Below are 14,502 nucleotides of genomic sequence, written 5' to 3' on the forward strand. Positions count from 1 at the left end.
GAACCGGGCCGAGCCACCCGGTGACGACGGCCGACCCGGAACCGGTCCGGGTCGCTCGGCGACGGCGGCCGAGCCGGAAACGGGCCGGCCCATCCGGCGACGCCGGTCGGGCCGGCCCGGGTCCGGGCTGGGCCCGGTCCGGAACCGACCCGGGGGCGTCCGCCGGTCAGGCCCGGCCCGCCCGCAAGACGCCCCGAGGGAACCGTCAGGCCAGCTTCGCGCTGAGCGTGATCGTCGTGCCCGTCAGGGCCTGGCTGACCGGGCAGTTCTTCTTGGCGTCCTCGGCCGCGGCGACGAACGCGTCGTTGTCCAGGCCGGGGACGTCGCCCTCGACGGTGAGGTGGATCCCGGTGATGCCCTTGCCCGGGACGAAGGTGACGGCCGCCGAGGTGGTCAGCTTGGCCGGCGGGTTGCCCAGCTTCGCGAGGCCGTTCGAGAAGGCCATGTTGAAGCAGCTGGAGTGCGCGGCGGCGATGAGCTCCTCCGGGCTGGTGCGCCCGTTCGCCTCCTCGTCGGTACGGGCGGGCCAGGAGACGGGGTAGCTGCCGAGGCCGGACGAGTCGAGCGTGACGACGCCCTTGCCTTCGAACAGGTCGCCTTCCCAGACGGCGTGTGCGTTGCGTGTGGCAGCCATGGTGGATCCCTTCGCAGAAGTGGAAACGGCCGGCTCGCGGAAACGGGCCGACGCCTCCAAACCTACTGGGACACCAGGGGCTTCGCGTCGCGCGCCAGCGCGGTGAGCCGCGAGATGGCGCGGAAGTACTTCTTGCGGTAGCCGCCGTTCAGCATCTCTTCACTGAAGAGCCGGTCGAAGGGGACGCCGGAAGCGAGCACGGGTATCTCGCGGTCGTACAAGCGGTCGGCGAGGACGACCAGGCGCAGCGCGGTCGACTGGTCCGGGACCGGACCCACGTCGGTGAGGCAGACGGCCGCTATGCCGTCGGTCAGGGCCCCGTACCGGCTGGGGTGGACCCGGGCGAGGTGCTCGAGGAGACCGGGGAAGTCGTCCAGGCTGGCGCCGGGCGTCGCGTACGCGGTCTTGGCGACCTGCTCGTCCGAGAAGGGCGCCGGGGCCTCGGGCAGCCCGCGGTGGCGGTAGTCCTGGCCGTCGATGCGCAGCGGCCGGAAGTGCGCGGACAGGCCCTGGATCTCGCGCAGGAAGTCCGCGGCGGCGAAGCGGCCCTCGCCGAGCTTGCCGGGCAGGGTGTTGGAGGTGGCGGCCAGCGCCACGCCCTGCTCGACCAGGCGGCTGAGCAGGGAGGAGACGAGGACGGTGTCGCCCGGGTCGTCCAGCTCGAACTCGTCGATGCACAGGAGGCGGTGGCCGCCCAGGGTCTGGACCGTCTGCTGGAAGCCGAGCGCGCCGACCAGGTTGGTCAGCTCCACGAAGGTGCCGAAGGCCTTGAGCGCGGGCTCGGCCGGGGTGGCGTGCCAGAGCGAGGCGAGCAGGTGGGTCTTGCCGACTCCGTAGCCACCGTCGAGGTAGACCCCGCGCGGGGCGGTGGGGGCGGCGGGCTTCTTGGAGAACCAGCGCTTCTTGCCGGCGCCGCTCGCGTGCGCCCCGCCGAGGCCCGCGGCGAAGCCGGAGAGGACGGTGACGGCCTCGGACTGGCTCGGCTGGGCCGGGTCCGGGTTGTACGTGTCGAAACGCACCGAGTCGAAACGCGGGGGCGGCACCATCTCGGCCACCAGCCGTTCGGCGGGCACCCGCGGCTCGCGGGCGCAGAGGGCCTGCGGGCCCGCGTCGGCTATCGGAGGCCGCCCGGAGGCTGACGCTGAGGGCGAGAGTGATGTTGACACAGCTCTTAACTCTACGGGGCGTGGCACACTGCACCGATGCGCCGCCTGTTCCCTGTGACCGATCAGACATCAGCAGACCAGACCGACCGGGAGTGGTCGCTGGACGAGCTCGCGGAGGCGTACGCGTACCCCGTCCTGGGCCCGGACGGCCACTGGCTGCGGGCCAACATGGTGTCCACCCTGGACGGCGCCGCCCAGCACGACGGGCGTTCGCAGCCCATCTCCGGCGAGACCGACATGCGGATCTTCGGCACCCTGCGGGCGCTGGCCGATGTGGTGGTCGTCGGTGCGGAAACGGTTCGCCAGGAGGGCTACCGCCCCGCACGGGCCCGGGAGGCCTTCGCGGCCCGCCGCAGCGCCGCCGGTCAGGGCCCCGCGCCCGCCATCGCCGTGATCACGGCGAGCCTGGACCTGGACTTCGCGGCTCCCCTGTTCACCTCGCCGCTGGTGCCCACCCTGCTGCTCACCGGCGCCGCCGCTCCCGCGGACCGGGTGGCCGAGGCGGCCCGGGCCGGGGCCGAGGTCGTGGTGGCCGGGGAGGGGGCGGGCGTGGACCCGGCCCGCGTCGTACGGGAGCTCGCGGACCGCGGGCTGCGCCGCCAGCTCACCGAGGGCGGGCCCAGGCTGCTGGGGCAGTTCGTGGCCGCCGACGCGCTCGACGAGCTGTGCCTGACGATCTCGCCGATGCTCACGGCGGGTGACGCCCAGCGGATCTCCGGAGGGCCTTCCGTCACGGTTCCGCACCGGCTGTCGCCGGCCTGCCTGCTGGAGGAGGCCGGGTTTCTCTTCACGCGTTACCGTCGGATCTGAAGCGGGGCGGAATTTCTCGTTCCGCTTAGCTTCCGCTGGGCACATAACTGGGCAGGATGACTGGGCAGGGCCCCGTGTGACAGCGGGGCAGGATGGTTTCCGCAGGGGCCGGCCGGCCTCGGCCCACGAAGGAGAGGGCGTCCGTGTTCACGAGCGTATTGATGATCGAGCAGCCGCTGACCCCCGTCGACGTGGACTTCGTCACCACCCTCCACGGAGACGAGTCGGTTTCCTTCGTCGTCCTCATGCAACCCCGCGGCGACCGGGACCGGCTGCTGCGCGCCATCGACGACGTAGCGCTCGGTGAGCTTCCCGAGGCCATCCGCGAGGGCGACGAACCGGAGGGCGAGGCCGCCCGCGGCCCCGCCGAACAGGCTCTCGAACACTCCCTCGCGTCCCTGCGCGCCAAGGGCGCCAAGGCCGTCGGGCAGATCATCGAGGACCACCCCCTGGACAAGCTCAAGGCGGTGGTGGACGAGACCGGCGCCGACGAGGTGATCGTCCTGACCGCTCCGCACTACGTCGAGGAGTTCTTCCACCGGGACTGGGCCTCCCGGGCGCGCCACAAGGTCGGCGTTCCGGTGCTCAAGCTCTTCGCCCACAAGGAATAGGGTGGAGTCCGCTGAACCTCCGCCGGGCCCGCGCGCACGGCGGACGGGACCCAGCGGACCGCACGCCCTCGATCCTGGAGCTACCTGAATGAAGCCCGGCCTGCCGACCGCCATGGAACGGCCCCACTTCATCGGCATCGGCGGCGCCGGCATGTCCGGCATCGCGAAGATCCTCGCCCAGCGCGGCGCGGTGGTGGCCGGCAGCGACGCCCGTGACTCCGAGACCGCCCAGGCGCTGCGCGCGCACGGCGCCACGGTCCACATCGGGCACGCCGCCGGCCACCTCGCCGACGACGCCACCTGCGTGGTCGTCTCCAGCGCCATCCGCGCCGACAACCCCGAGCTGGCCCGCGCCGCCGAGCTGGGCATCCCGGTCGTGCACCGCTCCGACGCCCTGGCGGGCCTGATGGACGGCCTGCGCCCGATCGCCGTCGCCGGCACCCACGGCAAGACCACCACCACCTCGATGCTGGCCGTCTCCCTGTCGGCACTGGGCCTGGACCCCTCGTACGCCATCGGCGGCGACCTGGACGCCCCCGGCTCCAACGCCCACCACGGCGAGGGCGACATCTTCGTCGCCGAGGCCGACGAGAGCGACCGCAGCTTCCACAAGTACACGCCGCAGGTCGCGATCATCCTCAACGCCGAACTCGACCACCACGCGAACTACGCGTCGATGGAGGAGATCTACGAGTCCTTCGAGACCTTCGTCGGCAAGATCCCCGAGGGCGGCACCCTGGTCATCGCCCACGGCCAGGCGGGCGCCGCCGAGATCGCCGGCCGGGTCAGCGGCAACCCCGCGCTCCGGATCGTCACGTACGGCGAGGAGGACACCGCCGACGTCCAGATCACCAAGATCACCCCGCGCGGGCTGACCAGCGAGGTCACGGTCGTCATCGACGGCCGGATGCTCACCTTCACCGTCTCGGTTCCCGGCCGCCACTACGCGCACAACGCCGTCGCGGCCCTCGCCGCCGGTGTCGCGCTCGGCATCCCCGCGCACAACCTGGCCTCCGCCCTCGGCAAGTACACCGGGGTCAAGCGCCGCCTCCAGCTCAAGGGCGAAGCGGCCGGCGTCCAGGTCATCGACTCCTACGCGCACCACCCGACGGAGATGACCGCCGACCTGGAGGCCATCCGCGGCGCCGCGGGGGACTCCCGCATCCTGGTCGTCTTCCAGCCCCACCTCTTCTCCCGCACCCAGGAGCTCGGCAAGGAGATGGGCCAGGCCCTCGCCCTCGCGGACGCCTCCGTGGTCCTCGACATCTACCCCGCCCGGGAGGACCCGGTCCCCGGGGTCACCAGCGAGATCATCATCGACGCCGCCCGGGCGGCCGGCGCCGACATCACCCCCGAACACGACAAGGGCGCCGTCGCCGACGTCATCGCGGGAATGGCCAAGCCCGGCGATCTCGTTCTCACCATGGGCGCGGGCGACGTCACGGACCTGGGGCCCCAGATCCTCGCCCGCCTGTCCAGCTGACGGTTCTCAGGGAGCGGAAGAGTCATGTCGTACGAGGTAGAGAAGACGGACGAGCAGTGGCAGGCGGAGCTGACCCCGTCCGAGTACCAGGTGCTGCGCCTCGCCGGAACCGAGCCCGCCTTCCGTGGTGAGTACACCGACACCAAGACGGAGGGCGTCTACTCCTGCCGCGGCTGCGGCTCCGAGCTGTTCCGCTCCACGGAGAAGTTCGAGTCGCACTGCGGCTGGCCGTCCTTCTACGACCCGAAGGACTCCGAGGCGGTCGAGCTGAAGTCCGACATCTCGCACGGCATGGTCCGTACCGAGGTGCTCTGCGCGAAGTGCGGCTCGCACCTGGGCCACGTCTTCGAGGGCGAGGGCTACCCGACCCCCACGGACCAGCGGTACTGCATCAACAGCATCTCCCTGCGCCTGACCCCGAACGAGGGCTGACGGTCCGGCCGCGGTAGTCGACGTAGTGGTGGGGGTGGCGGCAAGGGCAGGATTCGAACCTGCGTCCACCCGGAAGTCGAGCCGGGCGCTCCTCCGCAGAGCTTCCTCGCCGCCGCCTCGATTCTCGTCAAGCGCGGACGTCCCGGGCAACTGGTTTGCGGCCCGGGACGGTCGCAAGGTCAGAGCCATTCCTCGGTGGCGGCTCGCTTGCCATGGCCGGAGAACACGCCGGCGGACCGCAGGGCGCTCGCCATCAGGGGATCGGCGACGGCCACGCCGTGCACCAGCTCCGGCGTACGGCTGAACCGGACGGCCTGCGCGGCCGGCCGGGGCGCCGTCCAGCCGCCGGCCACCGGGTCCACCCCGTTGCGCTTGCAGGCCGCCTCGACCAGTGAGCGGGGGCAGTCCTTCTCGCCACGCAGGACCTCCCACGGCCGGGGCAGTTCCGCCCACACGTAGGTGTCCGGATGCAGCCCGCGACCGCTCCTGCGGTGCCAGTAGGCCACGTCGGCCGCCATCAGCCGGGGCACCTTGCCCGGGCACACGCGGTCCAGGAACTCCTCCTGGCCCAGCTCCGTCATCAGCGCGAACCAGTGCGCGCGGGCGGTGCTCCAGGCCTGTGCCGCCTGGTTCCACGTCGACGAGTCGTCGCCACGCCGCACGATCATGCTCGCGGCTTCGATTCGCGAGCGGTTCCAGGCGTCCTCCAGCGCCTCGGCCACGGTCCGCAGGAAGCCGTTCCAGCGGACCAGGAGCCCGGTGAGTTCCTCGTCGGAGAGGTGCCCCAACACCTCGGTGATGGGGTGCACGTGTGCGACGGCGTACCAGTTCGTCCGCTCGGGCGCCGCGCACAGCCGCCGGAACAGCGCGTCGGCGATCTCGTCGTACGGGCGGCGCTGCCGGCCGTTGGTGAAGATGCTGCGCATGTTCGCGCGGGCCGTGAGGTACGCGATGAAGGCCGCGGAGTCCGGGTCGGCGGCGAACAGCTCGTACGGCAGGGTGTGCGCGAACGCGCCCTTGCCTGTCATGGTGACCTCGAGGCGGCGCTGCTCGTGGACGAGCCGGGCCAGTTTGGCTTCCATGCGGCGCAGCAGCCGGAAGCGCTTGTTGTACTGGCGCTTGGAGACCTCGCCGATCCCGGCTTCGGCGCGCTCGGCCCGGTTCAGCCGGTCGAGGCCGAAGTCGTTCTCCCCGTACTGCCGGTGGATCTCCTCGCCGGCCCGGCGGATCACGGCCTCGATCTCCGCGGGATCGTCTCCGGCTCCCTCGGGGATGGCGGGCACCGACGCGAACAGCGCTCCGGCTCGGGCGAGCTGGCGCTGCGCGCCGACGGGTCGGGCGAAGTCCTCGAGCATGGAGGTGTAGCCGTGCCACAGCCTGTGCAGCGAATGCTCGGCGGCCTTCTCCAGGGCGTCGGCGGTAGCGGGGTCGGGGGCGACCTCTCGGGCGGCGAACAGGTCCTGGATCAGCCGGGCCATGTCCTCGGGGCGTTTGCGGAGCCCGAGCGAGGCGTGCAACTCGCGCAGCAGCTGCTCGGCATGGGGCGATGGCATGCGCCACACCTTGCCATCGCCCGCACGGGACCTCCACCGGATAACCGGCGGTCCTCCTCTCCGCGCATACGGGCCGATTGACTGCTGGGGTCCGGTGACGCTGGACGAGTTCGCGGACAAGCTCCGGACCGGGTGGGTGCCCGGCCCCCGGCCAGGGCTGACAGGTGCTGACAGGTGCTTACAGGTCGAGTTCGGCGACGACGGCAGCGTGGTCGGAAGCCTGGTTGCCGGGTGTGGTCACGGTGTTGAACGGGGTGCCGAACTCGAAGATCCCGCGCCGCTCCACCTCGACCTTGTCCACCTTGGCGAACAGTTCCGGCGAGAGCATCAGGTAGTCGATCTTGTCGTCGGGATCCGTGCACTTCCCGTGGGTGCCGGGCGGTCCCTCGTAACTGTCGTGGGTCATCGCGTCCTTCAGGCTGGTGGCCTCGAGGAACGCGAGCGGGGGGCTGCCCGGGGTGTCGTTGAGGTCCCCGGCGACCACGACACGGGCCGAGCGCGCCAGGGCGGCCTTGTAGAGCTGGGCGACGCGCTCGCCCTGGAGCTTGCGCTTTTCGGCGCCTCCGCCGCCGCGCTTGCTCTTGAAGTGGTTCCCGAGCAGCCAGAGCGGTTCGCCGTCGATGTCGATCTCGAATTCCGGGCAGTCCCGGCTGAAGATGTCCTGGGAACCCTTCTTGTCGAAGATGTGCGAGCGTACGGACGTGATCGGGTACCGGCTGAACAGCCCCACGTCGATGCCGCGAATGTCGTTTCCGTCGATCAGCATGTTGAACGGATACGGCACCGCTTCGAACTGACCCGCCAGCACCTGTTTGTTGAAGCGGTGCAGGGTGAGCCGGTCCTCGACCTCGACCGTCAGCAGGATGTCGGCGTTCACTTCGGCGATCACCCTGGCGGTGTTCCTGACGGCGTCCCAGCTCAAGTCGCCCGTGACCAGTTCGGCCCAGCCGACCCAGGCGGACCGCCCCGTGGCCTCGTCCCTGACCCCGATGTTGCTGCCCTCGCCCGTGAGCAGCTTGGCCCGTCCGCGCGGCTCGTTCAGCAGGATCGTCTGGGTGGAGATTTCCTGGGAGACGTCGACGCTGTGCTTCTTGAGAAGCTCGATGATCTTCGTCTTGTCGTCGGCCGTGTACGTGGCGTGATCGAGGGTTTCGACGAGTTTCCTGAAGTCCTCGAGCACCGCGTCGCGTAAGGCTTCGTTCCCGATACCGAAGACGACGGGCCTTCGGAAGAGGTTTTCGCAGTTGAAAGTGGCTATGCGGATGCTCATGGCGCATCTCCTTACACACATCCGATTCTCCGGCGGCGTGCCATGGCTGTCGAACGGAGCGGGGCGGTGGTCGTCGACGCCGGGGAACGACTTGTTCGGCGTGCCGATCTCGACGGGCTCGCCTCCGGCAGCTCGTCGAGTGCGCGCGGTCACGGTGAGCGCCGCGCTGCCGGCGGCCGCGAGGCCGTGCGTCCGGGCGTCCGGGCGTCCGGGCGTGCGAGGGGCTGTTGTGGCTTCCCGCCGTGGTGTCGGGGGTGTCGCGGTTGGATTCCGATCAGGTCTCTTGCCTGCGAAAACCCGCCGCCAATAGCACGCTTTGGCCGCGGAAGACACCTATCCGATTCTTCGGCGTGGCTGGTTATGATCGGCACCCTCATATCCCGCCGCAGCCGCAAGGGTTGTGCCCGTCCCTCCCAGGACCGTGCCAGGTCCGGCCGTTGGGCTGCTCCCGCAGCTTCCTGCTCCCGAGGACCGATGTCTCCCATGGAACCCGAAGCCGTACGAGGGCAGTCGACGACCCGGCGGCGGCGCACCGTGCGCCTGCGCACCCTGCTCATCTGGCTGGCGGTGCTCCCCACGGTGGCGATGGGCACCCAAGTGGCGGTGACCGCCGGGCGGCTGCTGGCGCAGTCGGAGCGTCTGCGGGCCGACGTCGCGGCCGCCGAGCGGATCGGCGCACCGCTGTACACCCTCATGGTCGACATGCAGGCCGAGCGGACGGTGACCGCCTCGCTGTGGGCGGGAGCCGCCGGCGCCGAGGCGGAGCTGAACAACCGGCGGGAGGCCACGGACCGGGCCGCGGCCGATTTCCGCCGGCTGGCCACCGGCCCGGACGAAGCCTTCGGGGAAGTGAACCGGCGGCTCGACAGCCTGGGCGCGTACCGCCAGCGCGCGGACGCCCGCAGCGGCGGCGCCGACGGCACGCTCGCCTACTACACAGGGGTGGTCGGCGCGGTCATCCAGGCGTACCAGCAGGACTTCAGCCACGCGGAGGACGCCGAACTCACCAAGGAGAGCCGTTCCGTGGTGTCCATGCTCTCGGCCACCGAGATGGTGGCGCGCGAGGACACCCTCCTGGCCCTGGCCGGGCCGTCCAGGGAACTGAACGCCGCCGGGTTCGACCAGTTCCTCGGCGCCCTGGGAGCCCACCGGTACCTGTACGAGACGTGGGTCGTGCCGTTCCTGCCCGAGAGCGACCGGGTGTTCTACGACCGGATCGTCGCCTCCCCGGACTGGCAGGCGAAGCTCCGCATCGAGAACGCGATCGTCTCCAAGCACACGGACATGGCGTCCGGCATCAGGCTGCCCGCCGACGTCGCCGGCTGGCGGTCCGCGCACGCGAACTTCTCGGTGCAGCTGGCCACGCTCAACGTGGACCGGGCGCGCAAGGTGCTCACGCGCGGCGAGGCCAAGGCCGCGGAGCTGGACACCGAGGTCGCCTGGCTGATCGGGGGAAGCGGCGCCGGCCTGCTGGTCGTCGTGGTCATCGTCTTCCTCACCACGCGATCGGTGCTCCGCCGCCTGGACGACCTGCACGAGCGCACGGTGACCGTCGCCGAGGAAACCCTCCCCGACGTCGTCGCCCGGCTCCAGCGCGGGCAGTCCGTCGACGTCGAGGCCCTGCCGGCGGTGCGCGGGGACCGGGACGAGGTCGGGCGCATCAGCGACGCGTTCGCCCGGGCCGTCGCGGTATCCGTCGACGGGCACCGGCAGCTCGCGGACGAACGCCACGGGTTCGGTCTGTTCGCCACGGGCATCGCCTCGCGCACCGGAAACCTGGTCAGCCGCCAGCTGAGCCTGACCGAGGACCTCCAGGACACCTTCGGCCACGACGAGGCGCTGCTCGCCCAGTTGATGCGTTCCGACCAGCTGACGGTGGGCATGCGGCGGCAGATCGAGAACCTCCTCATCCTGGCGGGCGGCGAGGTCCCCGACCCGCACACCGAGCCCATGCGCATAGCCGACCTGCTGCGCGAAGCCGCCTCGGAGGTCGAGGACTTCCGGCGGATCGAGCGGCAGGCCCTGGACGAGACCAGCGTGGAACCGCACGCGATCAGCCAGATCAGCCACCTGCTGGCGGAGCTGCTGGACAACGCCACCCGGTTCTCCCCGCCGCGGTCCACGGTGGTCATCCGCGCCGAACTGGTCGCGGACGGGCTGTCGGTCGAGATCGAGGACCGCGGACCGCGCGTGTCGCCCGAGCGGTACGAGGAGATGAACGGGCGCCTGCACGAGGCGCCGCCGTACTCGGTCCTGGCACAGAACGCGCACCGGCTCGGGCTGTTCGTGGTCGGACACCTCGCCGACCAGCTCCGGGCGACGGTCACCCTGCGCCGGTCGGTGTACGGAGGGACCTCCGCGGTGGTGGTGTTCCCCGGGGAGCTGCTGGTGGCGACCGCGCCGGAAGCACCGCGCGGGCCCAAGCCGGCGGCCGCCTCCGCGGTCGCGGCCGTGGCCGCGCGCGTGCCCGCCGTGGCCGCGCCCGTCCCCGCCGCGGACGCCGGGCCCGCCGTGGAACCCGTGCCCGCCGCGGAGCTCGTGCCCGCCGCCCTCCCGGCCGTACGCCGGCCCGAGGAGCGGGTGTCCGAGCCGCTCCCGCGCACGGCCGCGGGACTGCCGAGCCGTGCCACGAAGCTGCCCGCGCGCGTGCCCCTGCCCGAGCGCGTCCCGCAGACCCACATCGCCGAGCAGCTACGGGAGCCCCGCGCACCCGAAGCGCCCGTACGGCAGGACACGGCGACACCGGAAGAGGTGGCGGACGCCTGGGCGGACTACGAACACGGGACCCAGACAGTGGAAGAAGAGCTCCGACGGGATCGGCCATGACGACTACCTCATCGCACGAAGTGATCTACAGCGTCCTCGACAACAACCTGAGCAGGATCGCCGGCATCCAGGGAGCGGTGCTCCTGTCCAACGACGGCATCAAGCTCAGCGCGTACCTGCTGGACGAGTCCCAGGCCGACCGCATGGCGGCCGCCGCCTCCGGCATCGCGGCCACGATGAAGGCGATCTCCCGGGAGATCGAGGGCGGCCGCGTCATCCGCCAGCTGGTCGAGATGGACGACAGGTACCTCTGCATCGTCGGATGCGGAGAGGGCAGCACGCTCATCGTGGTGACCTCCCGCAAGGCGCGGCTCGGCGAGCTGGGCGGCGAGGCCGTACGCACGGCCCAGGCGCTCGGCGAGTGGCTCGGCACCCCCGAGCGCGGCCAGCTGCCGACCGCATAATGCCGCTGGACGAGCCACAGCCCCCGCGCCCCCGCCGGACGCGGCTGTACGCCCTCACCGACGGACGTACGGCCGCGGCGCACGCCGTCCTCACCATGGACACCACCATCACGGCGGCGGTGGCCGAGGAGGCCCGCGCCGGCCTGCCCACCGAGTGGCAGGAGATCCTCGCCATGTGCGCGGAGCCGGGCGGCCGGGCGGTCGCCGAGATCGCGGCGCGGATGCACATCCGCCTCACCCCGATGACGCTGCTCCTCGGTGAACTCGCCGACCGCGGGCTCATCCACCACCGGCCGCCCCTGGCGGTGGCCGAGACCACCGACGCCCACCTGCTCAGGAAAATCAGGGACCACCTTGCCCGGATATGACACGTCCGCCCCGCCGAAATCAGCCCCGGTCAAGATCCTCGTCGCCGGTGGATTCGGAGTGGGCAAGACGACCCTGGTGGAGACGATCTCCGAAATCGAGCCGCTGCGTACGGAGGAGCGGCTCACGGCCGCCGGTGTCGGCGTCGACGACCTCGACGGCATCGAGTCCAAGACGGTCACCACCGTGGCGATGGACTTCGGCCGGATCACCCTCCCCGACGCCGGAGTCGTCCTCTACCTGTTCGGCACGCCGGGCCAGGAACGCTTCTGGTTCATGTGGGACGACCTGCTGGCCGGGGCGCTCGGGGCGATCGTGCTGGTCGACACGCGACGCCTCGACCGATCCTTCCCGGCCGTCGACTTCTTCGAGAGCCGCGGACTGCCGTTCGTGGTCGGCGCCAACTGCTTCCACGGCGAGCAGCCGTACACCGCGGGGGAGATCGCGGCAGCCCTGCACCTGCGCGATCCCCACACCCCCGTGCTCCTGCTCGACGCCCGCTCCCGCCAGGACGTCCGCGACTGCCTGCTCGCGCTCCTCGACCAGCTCATCGTCAACGCGGGGGCCGCGGCGGGGGCGTGACGCCCGGGTGGGACGAGGTGAGGCGAGGGGTGGGGCGGGTGTGACGCCCGGTGCGAGGGGCGGGATTCGGTACGGGACGTGGCGGGAAGACGTCCGTGGGGCGTGAACCGGCGTACGAGGGCTTCCGTTCTCCAGGTGTACGGCCCACTGTCACGAAAGCAACGCCGACCGGTACCCCGGGGCCGCTGTTCTTGGGGCGCCCCCCGACACCCCCCTCACCGTCTCACCCGCAGAGGTCGTCACGCCATGGCAGAACTCAACCGCCGCAGGTTCCTGCAGATCGCCGGCGGCACCGCCGCGATCACGATGCTGAACGAGAGCATCGCGCGCGCCGCCGCGATACCCGCGCAGGGCGCCACCGGAACCATCCAGGACATCGAGCACATCGTCGTCCTCATGCAGGAGAACCGGTCCTTCGACCAGTACTTCGGCTCGATGAAGGGCGTACGGGGCTTCGGTGACCCGCGTCCGGTCCTGCAGGACAACGGCAAGTCCGTCTTCTACCAGTCCAACGGGACGAAGGACATCCTCCCCTTCAACCCGCAGGTCAACGACCTCGGCATGCAGTTCGTCGAGGGCCTGAACCACGACTGGGCCGGCGGCCACCAGGCGTACAACAACGGCAAGTACGACAAGTGGGTGCCGGCCAAGACCGCCACGACGATGTCGTACATGACGCGGAACGACATCCCGTTCCACTACGCGCTCGCCGACGCCTTCACCGTGTGCGACGCCTACCACTGCTCCTTCATCGGCGCCACCGACCCCAACCGCTACTACATGTGGACGGGTTACACGGGCAACGACGGCGTCGGCGGCGGCCCGGTCCTCGGCAACCAGGAGGCCGGCTACGGCTGGAAGACCTATCCGGAGCGCCTCGAGGCGGCCGGGGTCTCCTGGAAGATCTACCAGGACATCGGCGACGGCCTGAACGCGGCCGGCTCCTGGGGCTGGATCAGCGACGCCTTCCGCGGCAACTACGGCGACAACTCGCTGCTGTACTTCAACAACTACCGCAACGCCCAGCCCGGCAGCGCCCTGTACGAGAAGGCCCGTACGGGCACCAACGCCAAGGCGGGCGAGGGGTACTTCGACAAGCTGCGCGCGGACGTGGCGAACGGCACGCTGCCGCAGATCTCGTGGATCGCGGCGCCCGAGGCGTTCAGCGAGCACCCGAACTGGCCCACCAACTTCGGCGCCTGGTACATCTCGCAGGTGCTCGACGCGCTGACGGCCAACCCCGACGTGTGGGCGAAGACGGCCTTCTTCATCACCTACGACGAGAACGACGGCTTCTTCGACCACGTCGTCCCGCCGTACCCGCCGGCCTCCTCGGCCTGGGGCCTGTCCACGGCGAGCGTCACCGGCGACCTCTACAACGGGGGCGGCGGCTACGCGGCCGGCCCGTACGGACTCGGCCCGCGCGTCCCGATGATCGTGGTCTCCCCGTGGAGCAAGGGCGGTTACGTCTGCTCCGAGACCTTCGACCACACCTCCGTGATCCGCTTCATGGAGAAGCGGTTCGGCGTCCAGGAGCCCAACATCTCGCCGTGGCGGCGCGCGGTGTGCGGCGACCTGACCTCGGCCTTCGACTTCAGCCGGGCGGACGCGTCACCGGCGGCCCTGCCCTCGACGGCCGCGTACGTCCCGGCGGACCACAACGCCCACCCGTCCTACCACCCGGTCCCGCCGGCGACCGGCACCCTGCCCAAGCAGGAAGCGGGCGCGAAGCCCACCCGCGCCCTCGGCTACCAGCCGTACGTGGACGGCAAGGCCACCGTGTCCACCGGCAAGTTCACCCTGACCTTCGCCTCCGGCCCCTCCCTCGGCGCCCACTTCCACAGCACCTCGGGCAACCGTACGGACGGCCCCTGGCCCTACACGGTCGAGGCGGGCAAGACCCTGTCGGACACGTGGAGCACGAGCAGCTCCACCGGCAACCAGATCAACCTCTCGGTCTGGGGCCCGAACGGCTTCCTGCGCACCTGGAAGGGCCCGGCGAAGAAGGCCGGCCCCGAGGTCACGGCCCGCCACGACGCGGCCACCGGCAACCTCAAGCTGACGCTGACCAACTCCGGCACGGCCGCGGTCAACCTCACGGTGACCAACGCCTACGGCGGCGCGGCGCAGGTCCTGCGGGTCGCGGCGGGCGGCACGGCCCTGCACACGGTGGACCTGAGCTCCACGGCCCGCTGGTACGACGTCAAGGTCGTCTCCGACGCGGACACCACCTTCCTCCGCCGCTTCGCCGGCCACGTGGAAACCGGCGCGACGGGCGTCTCGGACCCGGCGATCAAGACGGTCTGAGCCTTCCCCGGGGGCGGGTGAACCGCCGGGCCCACCCGCCCGCGGGGCCGACAACGCG

General features: G+C 71.1%; 13 protein-coding genes and 1 tRNA gene. 9 read left to right on the plus strand and 5 right to left on the minus strand.

What is annotated here, in order from left to right:
* Window positions 1–205 precede the first annotated feature (205 nt).
* Both ACWGDE_RS25845 and zapE read right to left on the minus strand, forming a co-directional pair.
* On the minus strand, window positions 206–634 hold the full coding sequence (locus ACWGDE_RS25845; RefSeq protein ID WP_453391414.1) for an OsmC family protein: 429 nt from the start codon (window positions 632–634) through the stop codon (window positions 206–208).
* 62 nt (window positions 635–696) lie between these two features.
* Window positions 697–1,752, minus strand: coding sequence for a cell division protein ZapE (zapE, locus tag ACWGDE_RS25850; protein WP_453391426.1), 1,056 nt, complete (start codon window positions 1,750–1,752; stop codon window positions 697–699).
* An 84-nt stretch (window positions 1,753–1,836) separates the two neighbouring features.
* Between zapE and ACWGDE_RS25855 the strand changes: the two genes are divergently transcribed.
* From ACWGDE_RS25855 to msrB, 4 genes are all read left to right on the plus strand, one after another.
* The gene (locus ACWGDE_RS25855; RefSeq protein ID WP_453391415.1) at window positions 1,837–2,610 is read left to right on the plus strand and encodes a pyrimidine reductase family protein; all 774 of its coding nucleotides are present in this window, start codon (window positions 1,837–1,839) and stop codon (window positions 2,608–2,610) included.
* A 143-nt stretch (window positions 2,611–2,753) separates the two neighbouring features.
* On the plus strand, window positions 2,754–3,221 hold the full coding sequence (locus ACWGDE_RS25860) for an indole-3-glycerol phosphate synthase (RefSeq protein ID WP_453391416.1): 468 nt from the start codon (window positions 2,754–2,756) through the stop codon (window positions 3,219–3,221).
* 88 nt (window positions 3,222–3,309) lie between these two features.
* Window positions 3,310–4,704 carry a UDP-N-acetylmuramate--L-alanine ligase gene (gene murC, locus ACWGDE_RS25865; RefSeq protein WP_453391417.1) on the plus strand — a complete coding sequence of 465 codons (1,395 nt, stop codon included), beginning with the start codon at window positions 3,310–3,312 and terminating at the stop codon, window positions 4,702–4,704.
* 24 nt (window positions 4,705–4,728) lie between these two features.
* Window positions 4,729–5,136 (plus strand): peptide-methionine (R)-S-oxide reductase MsrB, encoded by a 408-nt coding sequence (gene msrB / locus ACWGDE_RS25870; RefSeq protein ID WP_453391418.1) that lies wholly within the window; start codon window positions 4,729–4,731, stop codon window positions 5,134–5,136.
* Window positions 5,137–5,171: 35 nt separating this feature from the next.
* Here msrB and ACWGDE_RS25875 read toward each other — a convergent pair.
* The 3 genes from ACWGDE_RS25875 to ACWGDE_RS25885 form a co-directional block, all read right to left on the minus strand.
* A tRNA-Ser gene (locus tag ACWGDE_RS25875) sits at window positions 5,172–5,247 on the minus strand.
* A gap of 68 nt (window positions 5,248–5,315) precedes the next feature.
* On the minus strand, window positions 5,316–6,689 hold the full coding sequence (locus tag ACWGDE_RS25880) for a hypothetical protein (protein ID WP_453391419.1): 1,374 nt from the start codon (window positions 6,687–6,689) through the stop codon (window positions 5,316–5,318).
* 178 nt (window positions 6,690–6,867) lie between these two features.
* On the minus strand, window positions 6,868–7,959 hold the full coding sequence (locus ACWGDE_RS25885; RefSeq protein WP_453391420.1) for an endonuclease/exonuclease/phosphatase family protein: 1,092 nt from the start codon (window positions 7,957–7,959) through the stop codon (window positions 6,868–6,870).
* 483 nt (window positions 7,960–8,442) lie between these two features.
* Between ACWGDE_RS25885 and ACWGDE_RS25890 the strand changes: the two genes are divergently transcribed.
* From ACWGDE_RS25890 to ACWGDE_RS25910, 5 genes are all read left to right on the plus strand, one after another.
* Window positions 8,443–10,785, plus strand: a complete 2,343-nt coding sequence (locus ACWGDE_RS25890) for a sensor histidine kinase (protein ID WP_453391421.1) — start codon at window positions 8,443–8,445, stop codon at window positions 10,783–10,785.
* Complete coding sequence (locus ACWGDE_RS25895; RefSeq protein WP_453391422.1) at window positions 10,782–11,189, plus strand: roadblock/LC7 domain-containing protein; 408 nt, start codon at window positions 10,782–10,784, stop codon at window positions 11,187–11,189. The genes ACWGDE_RS25890 and ACWGDE_RS25895 overlap by 4 nt, the downstream gene beginning before the upstream one ends.
* Window positions 11,189–11,557, plus strand: coding sequence for a DUF742 domain-containing protein (locus ACWGDE_RS25900; RefSeq protein WP_453391423.1), 369 nt, complete (start codon window positions 11,189–11,191; stop codon window positions 11,555–11,557). The genes ACWGDE_RS25895 and ACWGDE_RS25900 overlap by 1 nt, the downstream gene beginning before the upstream one ends.
* Window positions 11,544–12,137 carry a GTP-binding protein gene (locus ACWGDE_RS25905; RefSeq protein WP_453391424.1) on the plus strand — a complete coding sequence of 198 codons (594 nt, stop codon included), beginning with the start codon at window positions 11,544–11,546 and terminating at the stop codon, window positions 12,135–12,137. Before ACWGDE_RS25900 ends, ACWGDE_RS25905 begins: the two co-directional genes overlap by 14 nt.
* A gap of 246 nt (window positions 12,138–12,383) precedes the next feature.
* The gene (locus ACWGDE_RS25910; RefSeq protein ID WP_453391425.1) at window positions 12,384–14,444 is read left to right on the plus strand and encodes a phosphocholine-specific phospholipase C; all 2,061 of its coding nucleotides are present in this window, start codon (window positions 12,384–12,386) and stop codon (window positions 14,442–14,444) included.
* Window positions 14,445–14,502 lie beyond the last annotated feature (58 nt).

Source organism: Streptomyces sp. NPDC054956 (genome assembly GCF_053609185.1).